This window comes from Paracoccus sp. SSJ (assembly GCF_030234105.1).
Classification (GTDB): domain Bacteria; phylum Pseudomonadota; class Alphaproteobacteria; order Rhodobacterales; family Rhodobacteraceae; genus Paracoccus; species Paracoccus denitrificans.
The window spans coordinates 70,660-94,377 of the sequence record NZ_JASSPE010000010.1; the positions used below are offsets into that span (position 1 = coordinate 70,660).

14 protein-coding genes are annotated in these 23,718 nt (G+C 68.6%); 10 read left to right on the forward strand and 4 right to left on the reverse strand.

The window, feature by feature from the left end; genetic code table 11:
* Positions 1 to 82 precede the first annotated feature (82 nt).
* The 4 genes from QPR87_RS12770 to QPR87_RS12785 are packed head-to-tail and all read left to right on the forward strand — an operon-like array spanning position 83 to position 12,601.
* Positions 83 to 6,364 (forward strand): type I polyketide synthase, encoded by a 6,282-nt coding sequence (locus tag QPR87_RS12770; protein WP_285049764.1) that lies wholly within the window; start codon positions 83 to 85, stop codon positions 6,362 to 6,364.
* Positions 6,365 to 6,366: 2 nt separating this feature from the next.
* Positions 6,367 to 7,359 carry a glycosyltransferase family 2 protein gene (locus QPR87_RS12775; RefSeq protein ID WP_285049766.1) on the forward strand — a complete coding sequence of 331 codons (993 nt, stop codon included), beginning with the start codon at positions 6,367 to 6,369 and terminating at the stop codon, positions 7,357 to 7,359.
* Complete coding sequence (locus QPR87_RS12780) at positions 7,356 to 11,981, forward strand: MupA/Atu3671 family FMN-dependent luciferase-like monooxygenase (RefSeq protein ID WP_285049767.1); 4,626 nt, start codon at positions 7,356 to 7,358, stop codon at positions 11,979 to 11,981. Before QPR87_RS12775 ends, QPR87_RS12780 begins: the two co-directional genes overlap by 4 nt.
* Positions 11,978 to 12,601, forward strand: coding sequence for a 4'-phosphopantetheinyl transferase family protein (locus QPR87_RS12785; RefSeq protein WP_285049768.1), 624 nt, complete (start codon positions 11,978 to 11,980; stop codon positions 12,599 to 12,601). The genes QPR87_RS12780 and QPR87_RS12785 overlap by 4 nt, the downstream gene beginning before the upstream one ends.
* Here the strand turns inward: QPR87_RS12785 and QPR87_RS12790 are convergent.
* A complete protein-coding gene (locus tag QPR87_RS12790) occupies positions 12,582 to 13,787 on the reverse strand; it encodes a glycosyltransferase (protein ID WP_285049769.1) in 1,206 nt (401 codons plus the stop codon). The two genes, QPR87_RS12785 and QPR87_RS12790, sit on opposite strands and share 20 nt — an antisense overlap.
* Positions 13,788 to 14,020: 233 nt before the next feature.
* On the opposite strand from QPR87_RS12790, the gene QPR87_RS12795 reads away from it, so the two are divergent.
* Entirely contained in the window at positions 14,021 to 14,182 is a 162-nt protein-coding gene (locus QPR87_RS12795) for a hypothetical protein (protein ID WP_230998633.1), read from the forward strand.
* On the opposite strand, the gene QPR87_RS12800 is transcribed toward QPR87_RS12795, so the two are convergent.
* The gene (locus tag QPR87_RS12800; RefSeq protein WP_230998634.1) at positions 14,176 to 14,874 is read right to left on the reverse strand and encodes a sugar transferase; all 699 of its coding nucleotides are present in this window, start codon (positions 14,872 to 14,874) and stop codon (positions 14,176 to 14,178) included. The genes QPR87_RS12795 and QPR87_RS12800 overlap by 7 nt on opposite strands.
* 317 nt (positions 14,875 to 15,191) lie before the next feature.
* Here QPR87_RS12800 and QPR87_RS12805 point away from each other — a divergent pair, with 317 nt between their 5' ends.
* Positions 15,192 to 15,950 carry a hypothetical protein gene (locus tag QPR87_RS12805; RefSeq protein ID WP_285049772.1) on the forward strand — a complete coding sequence of 253 codons (759 nt, stop codon included), beginning with the start codon at positions 15,192 to 15,194 and terminating at the stop codon, positions 15,948 to 15,950.
* On the opposite strand, the gene QPR87_RS12810 is transcribed toward QPR87_RS12805, so the two are convergent.
* Positions 15,947 to 16,774 (reverse strand): glycosyltransferase family 2 protein, encoded by an 828-nt coding sequence (locus QPR87_RS12810; RefSeq protein WP_285049773.1) that lies wholly within the window; start codon positions 16,772 to 16,774, stop codon positions 15,947 to 15,949. The genes QPR87_RS12805 and QPR87_RS12810 overlap by 4 nt on opposite strands.
* Positions 16,775 to 17,042: 268 nt before the next feature.
* Here QPR87_RS12810 and QPR87_RS12815 point away from each other — a divergent pair, with 268 nt between their 5' ends.
* From QPR87_RS12815 to QPR87_RS12830, 4 genes are all read left to right on the forward strand, one after another.
* Complete coding sequence (locus QPR87_RS12815) at positions 17,043 to 17,780, forward strand: P-loop NTPase family protein (RefSeq protein WP_285049775.1); 738 nt, start codon at positions 17,043 to 17,045, stop codon at positions 17,778 to 17,780.
* 42 nt (positions 17,781 to 17,822) lie between these two features.
* Positions 17,823 to 19,307 carry a GumC family protein gene (locus QPR87_RS12820; protein WP_285049776.1) on the forward strand — a complete coding sequence of 495 codons (1,485 nt, stop codon included), beginning with the start codon at positions 17,823 to 17,825 and terminating at the stop codon, positions 19,305 to 19,307.
* Positions 19,307 to 20,686 (forward strand): oligosaccharide flippase family protein, encoded by a 1,380-nt coding sequence (locus tag QPR87_RS12825; protein ID WP_104491347.1) that lies wholly within the window; start codon positions 19,307 to 19,309, stop codon positions 20,684 to 20,686. Before QPR87_RS12820 ends, QPR87_RS12825 begins: the two co-directional genes overlap by 1 nt.
* An 84-nt stretch (positions 20,687 to 20,770) precedes the next feature.
* Positions 20,771 to 23,053 (forward strand): NADP-dependent malic enzyme, encoded by a 2,283-nt coding sequence (locus QPR87_RS12830; protein ID WP_285049778.1) that lies wholly within the window; start codon positions 20,771 to 20,773, stop codon positions 23,051 to 23,053.
* 60 nt (positions 23,054 to 23,113) lie between these two features.
* On the opposite strand, the gene QPR87_RS12835 is transcribed toward QPR87_RS12830, so the two are convergent.
* Positions 23,114 to 23,713, reverse strand: coding sequence for an outer membrane protein (locus QPR87_RS12835; protein ID WP_011747189.1), 600 nt, complete (start codon positions 23,711 to 23,713; stop codon positions 23,114 to 23,116).
* Between the last annotated feature and the right edge of the window lie 5 nt (positions 23,714 to 23,718).

Genomic DNA, 23,718 nt, shown 5'->3' on the forward strand with positions numbered 1-23,718 from the left:
GATTCGTTATGCCGGATACGCGCGTCAGTTGTTAAATCATTGCAGCCCACAAGGGCCTTGCACGAGTTGAAAGAGGCACCGCATGGCCTTGGACCAAAGCGCCGTTGAAGACAGTGATATCGCTATCATCGGCATGGCAGCCCAGATTCCGGGCGCCCCGGGGGTCACCGAATACTGGGACAACCTGTGCCGCGGGGTCGAATCGATCCGGCGCATTCCCGAGGCCGACCTGATCGCGAGAGGCGAGTCCCGGGCACGGCTTTCGGACCCGAATTACGTCCCCTCGGCGGCGGTGCTGGAGCAGTTCGACGAATTCGACGCCGAGTTCTTCGGGCTGTCGCCCAAGGAAGCGGCGATCATGGACCCGCAGCACCGCAAGTTCCTGGAAACCTGCTGGCACGCGCTTGAGGATGCCGCGCACGCGCCCGAGCGTTTCGCCGGCAATATCGGCGTCTGGGCCGGCTGCGGCATGGGCAGCTATTACTACTGGAACGTCTGCTCGAACCGCGACCTGGTCGATGGCGTCGGCCATTTCCTGCTGCGCCATACCGGCAACGACAAGGATTTCCTGTCCACCCGCGTCAGCCATGTCTTCGACCTCAAGGGGCCCAGCATCAGCGTGCAGACCGCCTGCTCAAGCTCGCTGGTGGCCATCCACATGGCCTGCCAGTCGCTGCAATCGGGCGAATGCGACATGGCGCTGGCCGGCGGCGTGACCATCGAGCTGCCGCACGGGCTGGGCTATCTCTACAAGGAGAACGAGATCCTGTCGCCCGACGGCCATTGCCATGCCTTCGACCATCGCGCGCAGGGCACCGTCTTCGGCAGCGGCGCGGCGGTGGTGACGCTGCGGCGGCTCAGGGACGCGCTGGCCGACGGCGACCATATCTGGGCGGTCATCAAGGGCTCGGCCATCAACAACGACGGCGCGGCCAAGGCGGGCTATCTGGCCCCCAGCGTCGAGGGTCAGGCGCAGGCCGTGGCCGAGGCGCTGGCGATGGCGGGCCTTGCGTCGGACAGCATCGGCTATGTCGAATGCCACGGCACCGGCACGGCGCTGGGCGACCCGATCGAGGTGGCGGCGCTGAACCAGGCCTATGCGCGGGTCTCGGACGGCACGCGGCAGGGGCCGTGCCGCATCGGCTCGGTCAAGACCAATATCGGCCATCTCGACACGGCGGCGGGCAGCGCCGGGCTGATCAAGTCGGCGCTGGCGGTGCATCACGGAAAGATCCCGCCCAGCCTGGGCTATGAGGCGCCGAATCCGGCCATCGACTTCGAGGGCGGGCCGTTCCAGGTCAACGACCGGCTTTCGGACTGGCCGGTGCCGGGACCGCGCCGGGCCGGGGTGAACTCGCTGGGCGTCGGCGGCACCAATGCGCATGTGATCGTGCAGGAACCGCCGCTGGCCGAGGAGTCGGGGGAATCCGACTGGCCGTTCCATATCGTCGCCGTCTCGGGGCGCAGCAAGGCGGCGCTGGATGCCAATTCGGCGGCGCTGGCGGGCTGGCTGCAGGCCAACCCGGCCGTGAACATGGCCGACCTGTCCTTTACCCTGACGCAGGGCCGGCGTCAGTTCGACCGCCGCCGCGTGCTGGTGGCCGAGACGGCGGCCGAGGCGGCGCGGCTTCTGGCCGATCCCGATCCGCTGCTGGTCTTTGACCACCAGCAGGCGGGTGACCCGGCCGAGGCGGTGTTCATGCTGCCCGGCGGCGGCGCACAATATGCCGGCATGGCGCGCGGGCTTTACCAGACCGAGCCGGTGTTCCGCGAATGGATGGACCGCGGCCTGGACCACATGGCGGCCGCGCATGGCACCGACCTGCGCGCGCTGTGGTTGCCCGAACCGGGAGCCGAGGCCGAGGCGGACCGGCGGCTCTTGCAGCCCTCGCTGCAACTGCCGCTGCTGATGATCACCGAATATGCGCTGGCGCAGCTGTGGATCAGCTGGGGCGTGACGCCCGCCGCGCTGATCGGCCATTCCATGGGCGAGAACACCGCCGCCTGCATCGCGGGGGTGATGAGCTTCGAGGATTGCATCGGCCTTGTGCGCCTGCGCGGACTGCTGTTCGACCGGGTGCCGGCGGGCGGCATGCTGTCGGTCCCGCTGGCCCCCGAGGAATTCGCCGCCGAACTGGCCGAGCTGGAGCTGGATCTTGCGGCGGTGAACGGGCCGGGCCTGTCGGTGGTCTCGGGTCCCGATGCGGTGCTGGACCGCTTTGCCGAACGCATGGCAGCGCGCGAGGTGGAATGCCAGCGCATCGCCATCTCCATTGCCGCCCATTCGCGGCTGCTCGACGGGATCCTGGACGAGTTCCGCGCCTATCTCGCCTCGATCCCTCTGAATGCGCCGCAGATCCCGATCGTCTCGAACCGCTCGGGCCAGGTGCTGACCGCGGCCGAGGCCACCAGCCCCGACTATTGGGTCGCGCATCTGCGCGGCACGGTGCGCTTTGCCGACGGCATCGCGCATCTGGCGCAGGTGCCGGGGCGGGTGTTCCTGGAAGTGGGCCCCGGCCGCGCCATGCAGGCCATGGCCAAGGCGCATCCGGCGGTCGCCGCCAACCAGGTGATCTCCACGCTGCGCCACCGCGATCACGCCACCGGCGACGACAGCTATTTCATGGCTGCCTTGGCGCGGTTCTGGGCCTGCGGCGGGCAGGTCGACTGGGATCAGGTCTGGGGCGGCGCGCGGCGGCGGCGCCTGTCGCTGCCCGGCTATGCATTCCAGCGCAAGCGCTATTTCATCGAGCGGGCCACCCATGCCGCGACCGAGGCCGCCGAGGAACTGGCCCGGATCGAGGAGCCCGCGGATTGGGGCTGGCGCCCGGCATGGAAACTCGCCTCGCCCGCCATCGAGATCGGGCCGCAGGGGCCCATGGTGCAGGGTGTGCAGAACTGGCTGGTCTTTGCCGACGAGCTGGGCCTTGCCGAGCGCGTGACCGATGCGCTGCGGTCCCGCGGCCAGCGTGTCGCGGTGGTCGAGGTGGGCGATACCTTTGCCGATAAGGGCCAGGGCCGCTTCACCCTGCCGGTGGAATCCGACCGCGAGGGTTATGAGATGCTGCTGGCCGCGCTGGTCGGGCAGGAGATGGCGCCGGATCGCATCCTGCATCTGTGGTCGGTGACGCAGGGCGCGCGTTTCCGCCCCGGCTCCAGCCTGCTCAACAGCCAGTTGGAGCGCGGTTTCTTCGGCCTGCTGCATCTGGCGCAGGCCATCGGTGCCGAACTGCCGGATGCAAAGCTGGAAGTGATCGCGGTCTGCAACGACGCGCTGCGCGTGGCGGACGAGCCCGCGCCGGTGCCCGAAAAGGCCACCGCCACCGGGCCGATCCGCGTCATGCCGCATGAGATGCCGAACGTCCGCGCCCGGCTGGTGGATGTGCGTCTGCCGGCGAAAGGTCTGGACGCGCTGGCCGCCAACCTGCTGGAAGAGGCGCTGGCCCCCTCGGGCGCCGCCGTCGCCGCATGGCGCGACGGGCGCCGCTTTGAGCAAAGCCTTGAAAAGGTTGCGTTGACGGATGACGGCATGGCCGCCATCCCGCAGGGCGCCGCCTGCCTGATCACCGGCGGTTTCGGCGGCATCGGCCAGGCCATCGCGCGCGAACTGGCGCAGCGGGGCGGGGCGAAGCTGGCGCTGACCACGCGCGGCCGGGTGGATTCGCCCGCCGTCGCCGCCTCGGTGCGACAGTTGGAATCGCTGGGGGCCGAGGTGCTGGCGATCCGCGCCGACGTGACCTCGCCCGAGGACATGGCCCGGGCCGTGGCCGAGACGCGGGCGCGCTTCGGCCTTCTCGACGTGGTGCTGCATGCGGCCGGCGTGATCCGCGACAGCCTGATCGCGGCCAAGACCGACGACGAGGCCTGGGACGTGCTGGCGCCGAAGCTGTTGGGCACCCGCGCGCTGGCCCAGGCGCTGGACGAGAATCCGGTCGGGCTGACGGTGCTGTTTTCCTCGACCTCTTCGGTGATCGCGCCGGCGGGGCAGGCGGATTACGTCGCCGCCAACGAATACCTGAACGCGGTGGCGCGCTCGGCGCCGCCGGCCTTGGGCCGGGTGGTCGCGGTCAACTGGGGCGTCTGGGCCGATGCCGGCATGGCGGCGCGGGCGATGGGGCTCGACACCGCCTCGGCCGTGGCGGTGCCGCAGGGTCGGCCGCTTCTGGACGAAAGCCTGCCTATGCCGGGCGGACGCGAGTTCCGCACCGCGCTGAAGGTGCAGGACTGGATCATCGGCGGCCACAAGACCGCCGCCGGCCAGGCGCTGATGCCCGGCACCGGCTGGATCGAACTGGTCGCCGAGGCGGCGCTGGAATGCGGGCTGAGCCTGCCGCTGGCGATCCGCGACCTGGAATTCCGCCGCCCGGTTCTGGTCTCGGACACCGCGCTGGTCAGCACCCGCGTCTCGCCCGAGGGCGATGCGATGCGCATCGAGATCCTGGACGATCCGCAGGGCGAGCCGAATGTCTCGGCGCTGGTCGCCGGATTGCCCGAGGCGGCGCCCGAGGCGCTGCAACCCGCCGGCGGCTGGGACCGGGACGGGCAGGGTGCGGCCATCCCCTCGGCGCAGGAAGGCCGGATGGCTTTCGGCCCGCGCTGGAAGGTGCTGCGCCGTTTCCGCATCACCGGCGACGAGGGCGTGGCGGAGCTGTCGCTCGACCCCGAATTCGCCGCCGAGGCCGGGGAATGGCTGGCGCATCCGGCGCTTCTGGACATCGCCACCGGCTGGGCCATGCAGCTGATCAAGGGCTGGACGCCCGAGCATCTCTGGGTGCCGATGGGCTATGGCTCGATCCGGCTTTACGCGCCCTTGCCGGCGCAGGTCACCAGCCGCATCCGCAATGCCGGGGAGAACACCGACGCGCAGGGCATGGCGCAATTCGACATCGTGCTGGCGGCGCCGGACGGCGGGGTTGTCGCGGAAATCAAGGGCTTTGCGCTGCGCAAGCTGGCGGCGGCGATTTCCGCCACGCCCGCGCGCAGCCAGCCGCCGCGCAGCCTGTCCCCGGCCGAGCGTCGCCTGCATCACAACATCAGCCAGGGCATCCCCGCCGCCATCGGCCCGGCGATGCTGAGCCGGGCGATCTCGACCGGGCTTTCGCAGGTCTATGTCTCGTCTCTGGCGCTGCCCGCGCTGATCGCCGAGGCCGGCGTGACCGAGGATGCTGCGCCCGCCGAGGGCGGCTTCGAGCGTCCCGACCTCGACAGCGATTTCGTCGCGCCGGCGCCGGGCATCCAGGCCGAACTGGCGGCGATCTGGTCCGAACTCCTGGGCATCGCCCAGGTCGGCGCCGCCGACAGCTTCTTCGACCTTGGCGGCCATTCGCTGATCGCGGTGCGCATGTTCGGCCAGTTGCGCAAGAAATTCGGCGTGGACCTGCCGATCTCGACGCTTTTCGAGGCGCCGACCATTGCCCAACTGGCCGCATTGGTCGAGGAACGCACCGGCCCGCGCGAACTGGTCTCGCCCGATAATGTGCGCGAATTGCCGGTCTCGGCCCGGCCTCGCTTCCGCTTCCTCGTCGATATGGGCGGGCGGGGCGATGGCACGCCCTTCTTCATGGTCGCCGGCATGTTCGGCAATATCATGAACCTGCGCCAGCTGGCGCAGCGGCTGGGGCCGGATCGCCGCTTCTGGGGCATCCAGGCGCGCGGCCTTCTGGGCGACGACAAGCCGCATGAGGATCTGGCCGAAGCCGCCCGCGACTATATCGAGGAACTGCGCCAGGTGCAGCCCGAGGGTCCCTATCTGATCGGCGGTTTCTCGGGCGGCGGGCTGACGGCCTATGAGATGGCGCGGCAGTTGCGCGCGGCGGGCGAGGAGGTGGCGATGCTGGTCATGCTCGACACGCCCTTGCCGCTGCGCGAGCCGGTCGGCCGCAAGGACCGGCTGATGATCCGCCTGGGCGAGCTGCGCGAAGGCGGGCCGGGCTTCGTCTGGAAATGGCTGCGCGACCGCGTGGCCTATGAGTTCCGGCGCCGCAGCAAGGCCAAGGCGGTCGAGGCCGAGGTCGGCGCGCAGGCGACCGGCGCCTTCCACGACCTGGCCATCGAGGCGGCCTTCCTCGCGGCGCTGCCCAAGATGCGGCTGTCGGTCTGGGCCGGGCCGGTGGTGATGTTCCGCCCGCCGCTGGACAAGCGCTGGAAGGTGACGGCCGGGCGCTGGATCAATTCCGGGCGCGATTATGTCGTCGAGGATAACGGCTGGACGCCCTGGATGCCCGATTTGCGGGTGATCGAGGTGCCGGGCGACCACGATTCGATGGTGCTGGAGCCGAACGTGCGCCGCCTTGCCTCGGTCCTGCGCGAGATCCTGCGCGATGCCGATGCGGACGCCCCGGCCGGGATCAAGGCGGCGGAGTGACCATGGAACCCCGTGCAACCCCGCCCAGCGTCCATGTCGTCGTGCTCAATTGGCGCACGCCAGAGATGTCCTTGCAGGCCGCCGAGGCCGCATTGCGCGAAATGCAGGGAATCGATGGCGGGCTGACCATCGTGGACAACGATTCCGGCGACGGCAGCTATGAGGCGATGCAGGCCGGGGCGCAGGCGCGCGGCTGGCCTTCGGATCGCGTCGCGGTGGTGCAATCGGGCTGGAACGGCGGCTTCGGCGCCGGCAACAACCACGGCATCCGCCTGGGCCTGCCGGACGGGCGCCGCGCCGACCTGGTCTATCTGCTGAATTCGGACGCGATTCCGCAGCCCGGCGCGATCCGGGCGCTGGTCGATTACCTGGGCGCGCATCCGCAGGCCGGGATCGCCTGCTCGCGCCTGCGCGGCACCGACGATCTGCCGCACAGCTCCGCCTTTCGCTTTCCCAGCGCCCTGAGCGAGTTCGAGGCGACCAGCCGCACCGGCCCCATCTCGCGCCTGCTGCGGCGCAGGATCGTGGCGCTGCCGCAGCCCGAGGCATCGGGTCGCGTCGACTGGTCGGCGGGGGCCTCGATGATGATCCGCATGGAGGTGCTGGACCGCATCGGCCTCTTCGACGAGGGGTTCTTTCTTTACTACGAAGAGACAGACCTGTGCCGCCGTGCGGCGCAGGCGGGCTGGCAGACCCATTACGTCGTCGAAAGCCTGGTGCTGCATATCGGTTCGGTCAGCACCGGCATGAAGGAATGGAAGCGCGCGCCGGATTACTGGTACGATTCGCGCCGGCGCTATTTCGAGAAACATCATGGGCGGCTGGGTGCGCTTTGGGCCACGGTCGCACATCTGGGGGGCGTGGGGGTGTTCAGCCTGCGCTGCCTGTTGTCGGGGCGCAAGCCGGACGGGCCGCCGGGCCATCTGGCACAGCTGATGCGCCACGCCTTTCGTTCGCAACCAAAGCCCGTTCATGTTGAAAAGGGTAAGCCATGACGCAATTTTCCGCGATTCTGGTGGGTAACGAATCCCTGCTGCGCCATGCGGCCGAGACGCTGCTGGCGCGCGGGCATCGCATCGCCGCCGTGGTGACGCGCAATCCCGACCTGCGCGACTGGGCGCAGGGCGCGGGGCTGGCGGTCGAGGATCAGGACGCGCCCATGGCCCCGGATGCTCCGTCTGCCGACTGGCTCTTCAGCGTCGCCAACCTGTCGATTCTGCGCCCCGAGATGCTGGCGCGCGGCCGGCTTGGCGCGATCAATTTCCATGACGGGCCTTTGCCGAAACTGGCGGGGCTGAACGCCCCGGTCTGGGCGATCATCGGCGACGAGCCGCAGCACGGCATCACCTGGCACATGATCGAGGGCGGGGTGGACGAGGGTGACATCCTGACCCAGCGCCTGTTCGAGATCCGCCCCGACGATACCGCGCTGACCCTGAATGCGCGCTGCTTTGCCCGCGGCGCCGAAAGCTTTGCCGATGTGGTGGCGCAGCTTGAGGGCGCCGGGCCGCAGCGGGTCAGGCAGGACCTGTCGCTTCGCAGTTATGTCGGCCGCGACAAGCGTCCCGAAGCCGCGGTGGTGCTGGATTTTACGCAACCCGCCGCGCGGATCGGCGCGCTGGTGCGCGGTCTCGACCATGGCGGCTACTGGAACCCGCTGGCCATGCCCAAGGTGGCGCTGGCCGATAGCGTGTTGCTGGTCACGGGCTTCGAGGGGGTCGAGCCCGCCAGCGCCCCGCCCGGCACGGTGCTGTCCCATGACGGTGCCTCGGCGCTGATCGCGGCGGCGGATGGGGCGGTAAGGCTACAGTTCGCCGGCGCGCTGCCGCCGGTCGGCGCGGTGGTTCCGGCGCTTTCCGCCGAGGAACGTGCGCATCTGACCGCCTTGGGCGAGCAGGCCGCGAAGCATGACGGTTTCTGGCGCGCGCGGCTGGCGCGGATGAACCCGGCGGTGCTGCCGGGCGAGGATTCGGGTTCGATCCGGCGCGTGCAACTGATGCCCGGCGCCGCGCCCGAGCGGATCGCGCTGGCGGCCGCGCTGCTGGCGCGGCTGGCGGGGCAGGCCGGGTTCGATCTGGCGCTGCGACCCCAGGGCCGGCCCGAGGCGGCGGGGATCGTCGCCGATTGGCAGCCGCTGGCCATCGAGGCGGCGGGCCACCGGACCCTGGCCGATCTGGGGCAGGCGCTGGCCGGGCAGATCGCCGATCAGGCGAAGCGCGGCTTTTTCATGGCCGACCTGCTGCATCGCGCGCCCGAACTGCGCGACATGGCGGTGCCGGATCTGGCGATCAGTCTTGATGCCCGCGGCCCGGTCAAGGGCGCGGCGCTGACCGTGACCCTGTCCGAAAACGGTGCCTGGCTGGACCATGATCCGGCTCGGGTCACGTCCGCGCAGGCGCAGCGGCTGGCCCGCGCGCTGGACGGGGGCCTGGCGCTGCCCGGCGCCACGGCGTTGCGCGACATCCCCCTGATGGACGCGGGCGAGCGCGAGGAGTTGCTGGTCGCCCGCAACGCCACGCAGGTGGACGTGCGGCTGGCCTGCATCCACGAATTGATCGCCGAGATGGCCGGGGCCGACCCGGATGCCGTGGCGCTGGCCTTCGAGGATCGCACGCTGACCCGCGGCCAGCTTGACCGCGCGGCGAATGCGCTGGCGGCGAAGCTGGTGCAGATGGGCGTCGGCCCGGACCAGCCGGTCGGGCTGTTTGCCCGTCGTTCGCCTGAACTGGTGATCGGGGCGCTGGCGATCTGGAAGGCCGGCGGCGCCTATGTGCCGCTGGACCCGGACTACCCCGCCGACCGCATCGAGCTTTATATCGAGGACAGCGGCGCCGGGGTGGTGCTGGTGCAGGACGGCCTTGCCGACCGGCTGCCTGCGCATGGCGCGCAGGTGGTGACCATCCCGACCGACCTGCCGCATGGCATGGTGGCGGCGCCGGTCAGTGCGGTCGGGCCGCAGAACCTGGCCTATCTGATCTATACCTCGGGCTCGACCGGGCGGCCCAAGGGGGTGATGGTCGAGCATCGCAACGTGGCGAACTTCTTTGCCGGCATGGATGCGGTGATCCCGCACCAGCAGGGCGATGCCTGGCTGGCGGTGACGAGCCTTTCGTTCGACATCTCGGTGCTCGAGATATTCTGGTCGCTGGCGCGCGGATTGCGGTTGGTGATCGCGGGCGAGGAATCGCGGCTGGCGGTGTCCTCGGCGCCGACCCAGCCGCGCCGCGAGGTTTCGGGCGGCATGGATTTCAGCCTGTTCTACTGGGGCAACGACGACGGTCCCGGCCCGAAGAAATACCAGCTTCTGCTGGAGGGCGCGCGTTTCGCCGATCAGAACGGCTTTGTCGCGGTCTATACGCCGGAACGGCATTTCCACGCCTTCGGCGGACCCTATCCGAACCCGGCGGTTTCGGGCGCGGCGGTTGCGGCGGTCACGAAAAACGTCGCCGTCCGCGCCGGCAGTTGCGTGCTGCCATTGCATCACCCGGCCCGCGTGGCCGAGGAATGGGCGGTGATCGACAACCTGACCTCGGGGCGGGCGGGGCTGGCCATCGCCTCGGGCTGGCAGCCGGACGATTTCGTGCTGCGCCCCGAGAACGCGCCGCCGAACAACAAGGCGGCGCTGGCCGAGGGCGTGGACCAGTTGCGCCGGCTGTGGCGCGGCGAGGCGGTGGAGTTCCCGCGCAAGGACGGCAGCCTGTTCGGCGTGGTGACGCAGCCGCGTCCGGTGCAAAGGGAACTGCCGCTGTGGATGACCGTCGCCGGCAACCCCGAGACCTGGGTCGAGGCCGGGCGGCTGGGCATGAACGTGCTGACCCACCTGCTGGGGCAGAGCATCGATACGGTGGAAAGCCGCATCAAGGACTATCACGCGGCGCTGCGCGAGGCCGGCCATGATCCGGCGCGCTTTACCGTCACGCTGATGCTGCACACCTGCCTGGCCGATGATCGCGAGACGGCGCGCGAGATCGCTCGCGAGCCGATGAAGAACTACCTGAAAAGCGCCGCGGCGCTGGTCAAGCAATATGCCTGGGACTTTCCGGCCTTTCGCCGTCCGGCGGGCATGACCAACCCGATGGCCATCGACCTGGGTTCGCTGTCCGAAGAGGAACTGGATGGCATCCTGGAATTCGCCTTCCTGCGCTATTTCGAGGATTCCGGCCTTTTCGGCTCCATCGAGGATGGCATCGCCCGGGTCGAGCAACTGAAGGCCATCGGCGTGGGCGAGATCGCCTGCCTGATCGACTATGGCATCGCACCCGAGCAGGTCATGGCCGGTTTCCCGCTGCTGGCGCGGCTGCGGGCCCAGGTGAACCCGCATGGCGCGGAACCCGAGGACGGCGATTTCTCGATCGCCGCGCAGATCCGGCGCTGGAAGGTGACGCATCTGCAATGCACCCCCAGCATGGCGCGGATCCTGGTCTCGGACCCGCAGGTCGCGGCGGCGATGGCGGGGCTGAAATGCGTGATGGTCGGCGGCGAGGCGCTGCCGCCCTCGCTGCTCTCCGAGATCAAGGCGGCGACGCGCGCGCGGGTGCTCAACATGTATGGCCCGACCGAGACGACGATCTGGTCCACGGTGGCCGACCTGTCCGATGGCGCAGAGGTGACGCTGGGCCGGCCGATCGCCAATACCCAGGTCTATGTGCTGGACGGCGACGGCGTGCCGGTGCCCCCCGGCGCGCAGGGCGAGCTTTGGATCGGCGGTCATGGCGTTGCGCGGGGCTATTGGCGGCGCGATGACCTGACGGCGGCGGCCTTCCGGCCCGATCCCTTCGTGCCCGCGGATCGTGCCGCGCCTTGGGGCGCGCGCATGTATCGCACCGGCGATCTGGTGCGTTGGCGCGAGGATGGCGGGCTGGACTATATCGGCCGGGCCGATCACCAGGTAAAGCTGCGCGGTTTCCGCATCGAACTGGGCGAGATCGAGGCGCAACTGGCGGCCCTGCCCGGCGTGCGCGAGGCGGTGGCGCTGGTGCGCGAGGACACGCCCGGCGACAAGCGGCTGGTGGCCTATGTCACCGGGGCTGGCGATCTGTGCGAAAAGGCGCTGCGCGAGGCGCTGGTCGCGCATCTGCCGGCGCATATGGTGCCGGGGCGGATCGTGCGGCTGGAAAAGATGCCGCTGACCCCGAACCGCAAGATCGACCGCAAGCATCTGCCGGTGCCGGGGACTGTCGCCCTGGTCCCGACCGCGGCTGCTCCGGCGGCCGTCGAGACCGCCACCGCTGCCGCAAATGCCGCTCCGACCGAGGATCTGGCGCAGGCGGTGCAGGCGCTCTGGTCCGAGGTGCTGGGCGTGGAGCAGATCGGCCCGCGCGACAATTTCTTTGCGCTGGGCGGGCATTCGCTGCTGGCGATCCAGCTGCACCGGACCATGCGCGACCGGCTGGCGCTGCCGCGGCTGGGGGTGACGGATATCTTCCGCTTCCCGGTCATGGCGGACTTCCTGAAGCATGTCGCCTCGCTGGCGCCGGCGAACAGCACCGCGCCGGCGGCGCCCGTCGCTGCGCCGGTGGCCGCCGCTCCGGCGATGGCGCCCGAGCCGGCTCTGGCGGCCGACGATGCCATGGCCCGGCGCCGGGCCTTGCGGGCGCAGTTGCGCGGCGCGCGGTGAGCGGCGCCAAGGCGCTGGACGCGCTGGCGCGGCGCCTGCTGCCTGCGGGCTACGGCTGTGCGGTGCTGCCGCTTGCGGCCGAACCCGCGCCGCTTTTGCCCGAGGAGGCCGGAGCCATCGCCCGCGCCGTCCCGAAACGGCGGCGCGAATTCGCCTTGGGTCGCATGGCCTTGCGGGCGGCGATCCGTCAGGCCGGGCACGACCTGCCGGCGACGCGCCCCATTGCGGCACGGGCCGACCGCCAGCCCGACCTGCCGCCGGGCATCCGCGCCAGCCTGTCGCATGGTGGCGATTACTGCATCGCCATCGCCGCCCCGCCGGGGGGCGCAAGCGTCGGGATCGATCTGGAGCCCTGCGACCGTTCCGTTCCCGAAGGTCTGGCCGAGACCATCATGCCCTTCCGCCTGCGCGGCCCCAAGGATGCCTTGCTGGCCTTTTGCGCCAAGGAAGCGATGTTCAAGGCGCAATATCCGCTGACCGGGCGGATGCTGGATTTCCGCGCGGTGCCGGCGGTGATCGGGCCCCGTCGCTTTCGCGCCTGCATGGGCGACCGGCTGATCGGCGGGCGCTGGGGGCAGGCGGCAGGCTATTGGCTGGCGCTCAGCCTGTGGAGCGGCTGAACAGCGCGGCCAGCCGCCGGGCGGATTCGCGGATGTCGTGGCGTTCCGCCACGCGGGCGCGGGCCGAGGCACCCATGCGCTCCAGCGTCTCGTGGTCGGTTTCGGAGGCTTGCAGCATGGTCTCGGCCAGCGCCCCGGCATCGCCGGCGGGGACCAGCCAGCCCTCTTGCCCGGGGCGGACCAGTTCGGGGATGCCGGCGATATAGGTGGCGATCACCGGACGGGCGCAGGCCATGGCTTCCATGATGACCACCGGCAGGCCCTCGGCAAAGCTGGGGGTGACCAGCGCATGGGCTGCGTCCATAGCGGCGCGGACGCCGGCCTCGTCCTGCCAGCCGAGCAGGTGGACGGCCCCGCCCATGCCCTCGGCCGCGATCAGCGCCTCGATCTGCGGGCGCAGTTCTCCGTCGCCGACCAGCGACAGGCGCAGCCGGGGGTCGCGGCGCCATGCCAGGGCAAAGGCGCGGATCAAGAGGCCGAAGCCCTTCTGCTCGGCGAAACGGCCGACGGCGACCATGTGGAACGGACCCTGCGGCAGGGGGGACGGCTCGGCCCAGCGGTTCAGGTCCAGCCCGCAATGCACGACCCGGATCTTTTCCCAATCCCCGGCCTCGGCCCAGCGACCGATCTGCGAGCGGCCATAGCTGCTGACGGCGACGCAGAATTCGGCCAGCGCCAGTTTTCCGCCCAGGTCCAGCGCCAGGGTATTGTCGAATTCCTCTGGTCCGTGAACCGTGAAGCTGAAGCGCGGACCGCCCAGCAGGCGCGAATAGGCGGCGACCCTGGCCGAATTCGTGCCGAAATGCGCGTGGATATGCGCCAGCCCCAGCGCCTGCGCACGGCCGGCGATGCGCGCGCCCTCGGCCAGGTAGATCAACTGCCGGGCAAGGCTGGATTCCCCGGCCCGGGCCCGGCGGCGGGCCAGCCGCAGGGCTGCCGCGAATTGCGCAGGTTTTGCAAGCGCCTGCCGGTAAAGATCCGCCAGAAGCCGCCTGGCCCCAGCTTCAAGCACCCGCTCGGTCCGGGCATGCTCGGCCAGGTCCGCAGGATCGGTCAGCGCGCCCTTGTCCCCGCGCATGGCGAATCGGTGGATTTCGAAACCCTCGCCCTCGAGCGCGGCGATCTCGCGCCGGATGAAGCTGTGCGAGGGGCGAGGGTAAGTATTGATCAAATAACCGATTCGCAAGGAGGGTATCCCCTATCCAGGAAGAAAAGCTGGCGCACCGCTATATTGCCCGGTCATTTCGGCTGGTTGGCGCCTATTTTTGCCCAACAATGGGCGAATATGCAGCATGCCCACAGGACGGACTAAAGTTTGTCTAGCGATTCCGGGTTTCTTTGGCACTATTGATCTGAGCACATGTGCATTTGTGGAGAAAGCCTCTGACTGGCATCCTGACCATTGGTGTCGCAGTCGCGTTGGCCAGCGTGCTGATCGGGCTTGCCGCCTTCGATCTGTCGTTCTGGGTTGCGCTGCTGGTCTATGTCGTCAGCGGCACGGCTGCCACGCTTTTCGTCGCCTGGCGGCGCTTCAGGTGTGTCGAGCGGCATGAGATGCGGCCAGGCCGCACCGCTCAGTAGCCGGTGCAGCGCAGCACCACGCCCACGGTCCTGGCGATGATCCCGACATCGCCCCTGAGGCTCAGGTCGGCAGCATAGCGGGCGTCGAAGGTGGCGCGAGCCGCGAAGGTGCTGTCGTTGCGATCCGAGATCTGCCACAGGCCGGTCACGCCCGGCCGCAGGTGATAGTAATCGGCCCCCGGGTAAAGCGGCGCCTGCTCGATCATCATCGGCCGCGGGCCGACGATGCTCATGTCGCCGCGCAGCACGTTCCACAGCTGCGGAAGTTCGTCCAGCGAGGTCTTGCGCAGGAAGCGGCCGGTCGCGGTGATCCGCGGATCGTTCTTCAGCTTCTGCGTCAGGTCCCATTCCGCCTTGGCCTCGGGGTTGGCGGCCAGGTATTCCGCCAGCCGCTTGTCGGCATCCTCGACCATGGTGCGCAGCTTCCACAGCCGGAAGCTGCGGCCGGAACGGCCGACCCGCAACTGGGTGTAGAAGGGCTTCTCTCCATGCCACCAGATGACGAGCGCAAGGATCAGCACCACGGTCAGCACGATCGGCGCCGCCAGCAGCACGGCGGTCACGTCCAGCGGCCGCTTGCCGAAGCGGGCGTAGAGGGACCGGACTCCGGCAGGCTTGATGGTGTTTTCATGGGGGGCTGATTGCAGCACCGAGTCGAACGTCTCTATATCGAAATCCGTGGTGTGCCGCATTTGAAAACCTGCCCTCATCACTACTAGGGCAGTATAGCTTTGCATTTGAATAAAACTAGAACGAATTCTCACACTGACCAAAAGTATAGGTTCTTTTAAAAACAATATCTTACAGTAACTTCCCCAAGGGAAGACCGAGGCGGGAGCGGGGCGGTCATATTGGGCAAAATTCGTTTCCCCGTCATAACTGCCGTCAATTCGGTTGTCTGGAATTTATATTGGCAACTGCTGGTTGAATTGAGTGGATTCCGCAATGCGGGAATGCCATGCTTGCGAAAGCCAATTCGCAATCGAGGGTTGTTCATATGACCGGGGTCATGCAATTTTTAATTGAAAGCGTCTCGGCTTTCTATATCGGGCACAGTCTCGTCAGCCCGACGCTTCCCGGCATGATGAAGCACTTGCTGGAAGAGCCGGTCGAGATGCAGATCCTCAACGGCGCCCCGCTGGAGGTGCAGTGGAAGGAGGCCGGTCACGCCCAGGGGGTGAACGGGCGCGAATGGCTGCCGGGTCACGCCGTGGAGGCGCTGGTCATCACCGAGCGCGTGCCGCTGGCACCGGCGCTGGAGTATCACGACAGCCTCGGCTACGCCACGAAATGGGTCGATCTGGCACGGCAGTCCAACCCGGATGTGAAGCCCTATCTCTACCAGACCTGGGACTATATCGAACCGGGTCCGACCAAGCCCTGGCGCGACCGGATCGTCGCGGACCTGCCGTTGTGGCGGTCGATCGTCGACCATGTGAACCGCGATCTGCCCCAGGGGGCCGAGCCGATGCGGCTGGTCCCGGCCGGGCTGGGAATGGTGCGGCTGCACGACGCCATCGAAGCCGGCGACATTCCTGGCGCCGGCTCGATCCGCGACTTCTTCGATGACGACATTCATCCGTCCGAGGCGAGGGGACACTATTATATCGCCATGATCCACTACGCGACGCTGACCGGGAAAAGCCCTGTCGGGCTGACCAACCAGATCCCCGGCGACGGCGGCCCCTATCCCGCGGTGCCGAAGGACCAGGCGGCCGCGCTTCAGGAGCTTGCCTGGCAGGTGGCGCAAGAGTTCGGCGGCAGCTAGCGCCCGCGCGCCCAGCCTTGCCGGTTGCGCCCCAGCCGCACGGCCAGCGCGACGGCGGCATAGGCGGCAAAGCCCAGCGGATCGGCGGCGGCAAGCCGCACGAGTTCTGCCTTGCCGGGGCGGACATGGCCTTGGCGCGGGGGCAGTTCCGGGAACAGCCGGGCGATCTCGGCCACGCCCTGATCCTGGCGCCGGCGCACCCGCACCAGCGGCGAGAAGCCCTCGACCAGGGGCCACTCATAGGGCTCGTCGACCAGGAAACGCTCGGTTTCCGTGAATTGCAGCCGGACGAAGGTGTCGTCCGAGATGACCGGCGGGAATGCCCCCCAGCGTGCGCGCCCGGCCTCGTTGACCGCAAACAGCCCGGCGCCTGTGACGCCTTGGGCCACGAAGGGCAGCTTTTGCCAGAACCGGGCATAGGCACGCGACAGGGCGCTGCGGGCCGGGGCGACGACCAGCCGCCCGCCGGCATAGCGCGGCTGCGGCACGTCCAGCACGCGCATGATCCCCGACAAAAGCCGCGGCGTCATGCGGATGTCGGCGTCCAGATACAGCCGCGCGCCCGGGCCGGCGCAGGAATCGCCATGGTTCAGCGCGCCGATCTTGCCGCCCTGCGCCAGTTCCTCGACCCGCAGATGCCAGCCCCGCGCGGCAAAAGCGGGCGCATGGGTGCGTGCGCGTGCGGCGGTGTCGTCGGTGCAGCCGTTGGCGACCAGGATCAGCTCGACCGGCCCCTGGTGATCCTGGGCCAGGACGCTGTCGAGGCAGGCTTCGATATAGCCGGCCTCGTCATGGGCCGGCAGGATGATGGTGCAGGGCGTCATCGGGCGGTCACCGGGCTTGCGGACCGGCCGCGGCCGAATCGCACGGCGCGGCAATCACAGGTTGAGGCGCCCGCCAGGGTGACTGCCCGGCCGGCTATGAGGAATCGGCCACGCGACACGGGGAAATGCGGCGCATCGTCGGAATCGGGCGTGTTTTCGGTTGTCGCGTTCATGGCGAGGACGCTACCATGACGCTGCCGGGAAAGTCATCGGCAGGCCGCCGCCCCTGGGGCGGCGCCATTTCACCAGAGGCAGAGGGGCCACAGGTTTGACGCCCGCGAAAGGGAACGACCCGGACAGGACGCCGGCAGGATCGGCTGCGCCCGATGCGACGCGCGGTCGCGTATCGAGCAAGTTCATTCGGCGCGAGGCGGCGCTGGCCGCCTCGGATGCGAAACATGCCAAGGTCAGCGCCCAGCGTTTTTCGCTGCTGCGCACCCGCATCCTGCGCGAGATGCGCAGCCGCGGCTGGAGCAGGTTGGCCGTGGTTCCGGTGACGCCGGGCGCCGGCGGCACTTTTGTCGCGGTGAACCTGGCGCTGGCGCTGGCACGCCAGCCGCATACGCAGGTGGCGCTGATCGACCTCGACCTGGGCGGTCCCAGCGTGGCCGGCCAGCTTGGCATTCCGGGCTGCGCCTCGGTTTCGGCCGCGCTGCGCGAGGGCGGCGATCTGGACCCGCTGGTCTCGCGGGTGGACGAGGTGCCGAACCTGTCGGTGCTGGCCCCGGAGCGGGCCGAGCCCGGCGCGGCCGAGCTTTTGCAGGACGAGGCATTGGCCCGGGCCATGCTGCGGCTGCACGACAGTCACCCCGCTGAGATCGCCGTCATCGACACCGCCGCGCTTCTGGGCGAGGATGCGGCGCTGGCGGCCCTGCCGCTGGCCGACGCGCTGCTGCTGGTCGCCGACGGGCGCCGCGGCACCGCCGCCGACATGGCGGAATGCGAGCGGTTGCTGGTCGGCATGCCGCCGGTGATGGGCGTGGTCCTCAACAAGTCGGAAGACTGAGCAGAGAGAGACAGGGTTCAAGATTTGGGACCGATTCAATCCTTGCAGGATCTGATCTCGATGATCTGGCGGCGGTTGCCGCTGGTGCTGACGATCATGGTCCTGGGCGTGCTGATTTCCTTTTACCTGATCATTTCCTCGCCCCGCATCTATCAGGCCTCGGCGGTCATCCAGCTGGACATGCCGGCCGCCATCGACCAGGGCAGCGACAGCTCGCTGCCCGCCTCGCGCCGGGTGCAGTTGATCGAGCAGCGCCTGATGGCGCGCGCCAACCTGCGCGAGGTGATCCAGCGGCTGGGGCTTTTCGCCGATACCCAGCTCAGCGAGACCGAAAAGCTGGGCGCGCTGCGCAGCTCGACCCGGATCGAAAGCATCACCGCCCCCGGCGTCTCGGTCGAGTCCCGCATGTCGCTGGCCGCCATCGTCATCACCGCCCAGGCCGAGACGCCGGCCACCGCGGCCGCCATCGCCAACGACTTTGCCGACAGCGTGGTGAACCGCGACCGCGAGAACCGCCAGCTGCGCATGCTGGAATCGCAGGAATATCTGCGCAACGAAGAACGCCGCCTGAACGAGCAGCTTTCCGAGCAGGAGCGGCAGGCGGTCGAGTTCAGCGCCCGCAACGAGGATTCGCTGCCCAGCTCGCAGGAGTTCCTGCAAACCGAACTGGCGCAGCTGACCGAGATGGAGACGGCGCTGGACCGCGACATCATGACCTTGCAGCGCGAGCGGCTGTCGCTGGAGGCGGGGGGCCTGGCGACCGAGACGCGGCCCTCGGCCTCGCTGGTGCAGCAGATCCGCTCGGCCGAGGTCGAGCTGGCGCAGGCGCGCCGGACCCTGTCGCCCGACCATCCCGAGATCAAGCGGCTGGAAGGGACGCTTGAGCGGCTGAACAGCGGCGTCGCTAGCGGCGGCTCGGACGTGATCCGCCGCCAGGCCGAGCTGATCGACGCCCAACTGGCCAAGCTGAACGAACAAAAGGCCGGGATCACCATCCGCCGGACCGAGATCGACCATGCCCGCGCCCGTGCGCCCGAGGTCAGCCGCGAGCTTGAGGCCATGACCCGCCAGCAGCGCCGCCTGCAGGACCGCTATAACGAGATCTCGCGCCAGCTGGCCCAGGTCGAGACCCAGCAGATGCTGATGGAAAACGACCAGGCCGAGCGTTTCGTGCTGCTGGAACGCGCCCTGCCGCCGGAATATCCCGCCATGTCGAACCGCAAGAAAAGCGCGGTGATGGGGGCAGGGGCCAGCATGGGCCTGGCTCTGGCGGTGGCCTTTGTCCTGGAGCTGCTCAATCCCGTCCTGCGCCGCGGCGACCAGTTCACCCGCGTCACCGGCACCCGGCCGGTGGTGTCGCTGCCCTACCGGCTGACGGCGGCCGATCTGCGCAAGCGCCGGCTGCGCAACATCTACATGATCCTGCTGCTGGTGCTGGGCGTCTTCATCGCCCTGTGGCTGATCGGCCAGATCCCCGGCCTGCCTTCGCCCGGCGTGGTCAGCATGCCGACCGACGGGATGGGCTGATGAGCCGGCAGGATGGCAGCGACACCGCAGCCGCGGCCTCGGCTCCGGGCAAGAGCATCGCGTCGCGGGCATTGGGCAGCGGCGCATGGTCCATGGCCAATTTCGGGCTGGGCCAGATCATGCGGCTGGGGTCCAACCTGGTCCTGACCCGCATCCTCAGCCCCGACGATTTCGGCCTGATGGCGCTGGTCACCAGCTTCCTGATCGGCCTGACCATGTTCAGCGACATGGGCTTCGGCCCCTCGATCATGCAGAGCAAGCGCGGCGACGACCCGGATTTCCTCGACACGATCTGGACGCTCAAGATCATCCGCGGCTTCCTGATCTTCGGAGCGGCCATGCTCATGGCCTGGCCGCTGGCGGTCTTTTACGACGCGCCGCTTTTCGGCTGGGTGTTCCCGGTGGCGGCCAGCTCGATGATCGTGGGGGGCTTTTTCCCCACGCGCATCGACACCGCCGCGCGCCACCTGCAACTGGGCCGGCTGACTGTGATCGAGCTTTGCAACCAGCTTGTCGGCATTCTGCTGACCATCGCCGCGGCGCTGATCCTGCAATCGGTCTGGGCGCTGGTCTGGGGCAACGTGCTGGGCGCCTTTGCCCAGCTTCTGATGTTCCGGCTGTTCCTGCCCGGGCACCGCAACCGGCTGCGGATGGAGCCCGAGGCCCGCGCCGAGGTGATGAAGTTCGGCAAATGGATCTTTTTCAGCACCATCTGCGGTTTCCTGCTGTTCCAGGGCGACCGCATCATCCTGGGCCGGGTGCTGAGCCTGAACCAGCTGGGCATCTACAATATCGGCCTGTTCCTGGCGACGGTGCCGGCCATGCTGGGCTCGGCCATCGCCGGGCGGCTGTTCATCCCGATCTATCGCCAGCACCCGCCCGCCGAAAGCGCCGGGAACGCCCGCATCCTGGCGCGCACCCGCGCCGGGCTGACGGCGTTGCTGCTGGTGGTGGCGGTGGTGCTGGCCTGGGCCGGCCCGCCGCTGGTCGAACTGCTCTACGATCCGCGCTACGCGGCGGCGGGCGGCATCCTGGTCGCCATCGCCTGCATCCAGATGCTGCAAGTCATCCCGATCAGCTATGAGCAGGCGGCGCTGGCGGCCGGGGATTCGCGCGGCTTCTTCGTCATGCAATCCTCGCGCGCGGCGATCTATTTCGCGCTGGTCGCCAGCGGGGCGGTGCTTTACGGCCTGCCGGGGCTGTTGATCGGCCAGGCATTGTCGCAGGTGCTATGCTATCCGGTGACGGTCTGGATCGCGCGCCGCCATGGCAGCTGGGATCCGCGCCACGACCTGATCGCCGGCGTGGTTGCTCTGGTCGCGGCGGCGACCGCGCTGAGCGGGCATCGCGATGCGGTTCTGGCCGCCATGACCCCCTGACGCCGCCGCCGGGTGATTTTACCCCTTTCGGTTCGGCTGGCCCTGACGCTATTGCTGCGGGACGTCACGAGGAGGAGGCACCGGATGAGCGACGACAACACCCCGCGCAAGTCCCGCATCACGCGGGAAGAGGCACTGGCCTATCACCTGGAGCCGCGTCCGGGCAAATACGACATCGTGGCCTCGACCCCGATGGCGACGCAGCGGGATCTGTCGCTGGCCTATTCCCCCGGCGTTGCCGTGCCGGTCGAGGCCATCGCCGAACGCCCCGAGACCGCCTATGACTATACCGTCAAGGGCAACATGGTTGCCGTGATCTCGAACGGCACGGCGATCCTGGGCCTGGGCAACCTTGGCGCGCTGGCCTCCAAGCCGGTGATGGAGGGCAAGGCGGTGCTGTTCAAGCGCTTTGCCGACGTGAACGCCATCGACATCGAGCTGGACACCGAAGATCCCGACGCGATCGTCGATGCCGTGCGGCTGATGGGTCCGACCTTCGGCGGCATCAACCTCGAGGACATCAAGGCGCCCGAGTGCTTCATCATCGAGCAGCGGCTCAAGGAACTCATGGACATTCCGGTCTTCCATGACGACCAGCACGGCACGGCGGTGATCTGCGCGGCGGGGTTGATCAACGCGCTGGAACTGTCGGGCAAGAAGATCGAGGACGTGCGCATCGTGCTGAACGGCGCCGGCGCCGCCGGCATTGCCTGCCTGGAACTGCTGAAATCCATGGGCGCGCGGCATGAAAACTGCATCATGTGCGACACCAAGGGCGTGATCTACCAAGGCCGCACCGAGGGCATGAACCAGTGGAAATCCGCCCATGCCGTCGTGACCGGGGCCCGCACGCTGGAAGAGGCGATGAAGGGCGCCGACGTGTTCCTGGGCGTCTCGGCCAAGGGCGCGGTGACGCAGGAGATGGTGCAGGGCATGGCCGAGAACCCGGTCATCTTCGCCATGGCCAACCCCGATCCCGAGATCACGCCGGAAGAGGCCCATGCCGTCCGCCCCGACGCCATCGTCGCCACCGGCCGCTCGGACTATCCCAACCAGGTCAACAACGTCCTGGGCTTTCCCTATCTGTTCCGCGGGGCGCTGGACATCCATGCCCGCGCCATCAACGACGAGATGAAGATCGCCTGCGCCCGCGCGCTGGCCGAACTGGCGCGTGAGGACGTGCCGGACGAGGTCGCCGTCGCCTATGGCCGCAAGCTGCAATTCGGCCGCGACTACATCATCCCGACGCCCTTCGACCCGCGGCTGATCCATGTCGTGCCGCCCGCCGTGGCCCAGGCCGGCATGGAGACCGGAGTCGCCCGTCGCCCGATCATCGACATGGAAGGCTATGTCCAGTCGCTCAAGGCGCGCATGGACCCGACCGCGGCGATCCTGCAAGGCATCCACGCCCGCGCCCGCCAGGCACAGGCCCGGATGATCTTTGCCGAGGGCGACGACCCGCGCGTGCTGCGCGCCGCCGTGGCCTGGCAGCGCGGCGGCATGGGCCAGTCCATCGTCGTCGGCCGCGAAAGCGACGTGAAGGACAAGCTGGAGGCAGCCGGGCTTGGCGATGCCGCGCGCGAGATCACCGTGGTGAATGCCGGCAATTCGCGCCATCTCGACCAGTATCACGAGGCACTCTACACCCGGTTGCAGCGCAAGGGCTATGACCGCGAGGATGCGGTCAAGCTGGCCAATCGCGACCGCCACGTCTTTGCCTCGCTGATGCTGGCGCATGGCCATGGCGACGGGCTGGTGACGGGGGCGACGCGCAAGAACGCGCATGTGCTGGCCCAGATCGGCATGGTCTTCGACGTGACCCCCGCCGATGGCGCCGTGGGCATCACCGCCGTCCTGCATAACGGCCGGGTCGTCCTGATGGGCGATACGCTGGTCCATGAATGGCCCGAAGCCGAGGACCTGGCCGACATCGCCACCCGCGGCGCCCATGTCGCGCGCGGGCTGGGGCTGGAGCCGCGCGTGGCCTTCCTGTCATTCTCGAACTTCGGCTATCCGATCAGCGAACGCGCGGTGAAGATGGCCCATGCGACCGAAGTGCTGGACACGCGCAAGGTCGATTTCGAGTATGAGGGCGAAATGACCGTCGATGTGGCGCTGAACCCCTCGCAGGCGGCCAAATACCCGTTCTCGCGGCTGAAGGAGCCGGCCAACGTGCTGGTGGTGCCGGCCCGGCATTCGGCCTCGATCTCGGTCAAGCTTCTGCAAGAGATGGCGGGGGCGACGGTGATCGGCCCGATCCTGACCGGGGTGCCGCTGCCGATCCAGATCTGCTCGACCGGCTCGACGGTGAACGATATCCTGAACATGGCCGCCATCGCGGCAGGCCGGCTGGGGCAGGTGAAATAACCGGCCGCCCGAAACGAAAAGCGCCCCCGGAGCAGGGGCGCCTTGCTTGTCGCGGTGGGATCAGAACCGATACGAGGCGCGCAGCTGCACCAGATCGGTGTCCAGGTCGCGGCCGCTGATGCCGGTTTCGTCCTCCAGCACGTCCTTGAAGTCGCTGCGGCTGTATTCCGCGCCGACGGTGAAGCGCTCGGTGACCTTGAAATCGGCGCCGAGGCCATAGGTCAGCCCGGTTTCCGAGAAGTCATCGACCGAAATCTTGGCCGCGCCCAGCGTGACATAGGGCAGGAACCGGCCCATGTCGGCACCGGCACGCAGACGCAGCCGGGTCAGGTCGCCGTCATCGTAATTCTCGTCGGGCGAGATCTTGTTGTAGTCAAGCTCGCCGCCCAGGACGAAGCGGCCCAGGTCGCGCTGATAGCCCGCATGCAGGCCATAGCCGTCGTAATCGCCGAAATCGGCCAGCGCACCGCGATTGCCAAGATCGCCGCTGCCCTTGCCGTATTGCAGACCGGCATAGAAGCCCGTCCAGTCGCTTTCGGGGGTGATCGTCACGGGTGCAGGCGCCACGACCGGCTGTTCGACCACGGGGGCGACATAGCCACCCGCATAGGCGCCACCGGCGATCAGCGAAGCCAAAGCTGCGTATCCGACTTTCTTCATGGTGA

What these genes read in the sequence shown, in the direction of transcription:
- QPR87_RS12770 (WP_285049764.1), top strand. Translation starts at nt 83, where the DNA reads ATGGCCTTGGACCAAAGCGCCGTTGAAGACAGTGATATCGCTATCATC.
- QPR87_RS12775 (WP_285049766.1), top strand. Translation starts at nt 6,367, where the DNA reads ATGGAACCCCGTGCAACCCCGCCCAGCGTCCATGTCGTCGTGCTCAAT.
- QPR87_RS12780 (WP_285049767.1), top strand. Translation starts at nt 7,356, where the DNA reads ATGACGCAATTTTCCGCGATTCTGGTGGGTAACGAATCCCTGCTGCGC.
- QPR87_RS12800 (WP_230998634.1), bottom strand. Translation starts at nt 14,874, where the DNA reads ATGCGGCACACCACGGATTTCGATATAGAGACGTTCGACTCGGTGCTG.
- QPR87_RS12805 (WP_285049772.1), top strand. Translation starts at nt 15,192, where the DNA reads ATGCAATTTTTAATTGAAAGCGTCTCGGCTTTCTATATCGGGCACAGT.
- QPR87_RS12810 (WP_285049773.1), bottom strand. Translation starts at nt 16,774, where the DNA reads ATGACGCCCTGCACCATCATCCTGCCGGCCCATGACGAGGCCGGCTAT.
- QPR87_RS12825 (WP_104491347.1), top strand. Translation starts at nt 19,307, where the DNA reads ATGAGCCGGCAGGATGGCAGCGACACCGCAGCCGCGGCCTCGGCTCCG.
- QPR87_RS12830 (WP_285049778.1), top strand. Translation starts at nt 20,771, where the DNA reads ATGAGCGACGACAACACCCCGCGCAAGTCCCGCATCACGCGGGAAGAG.
- QPR87_RS12835 (WP_011747189.1), bottom strand. Translation starts at nt 23,713, where the DNA reads ATGAAGAAAGTCGGATACGCAGCTTTGGCTTCGCTGATCGCCGGTGGC.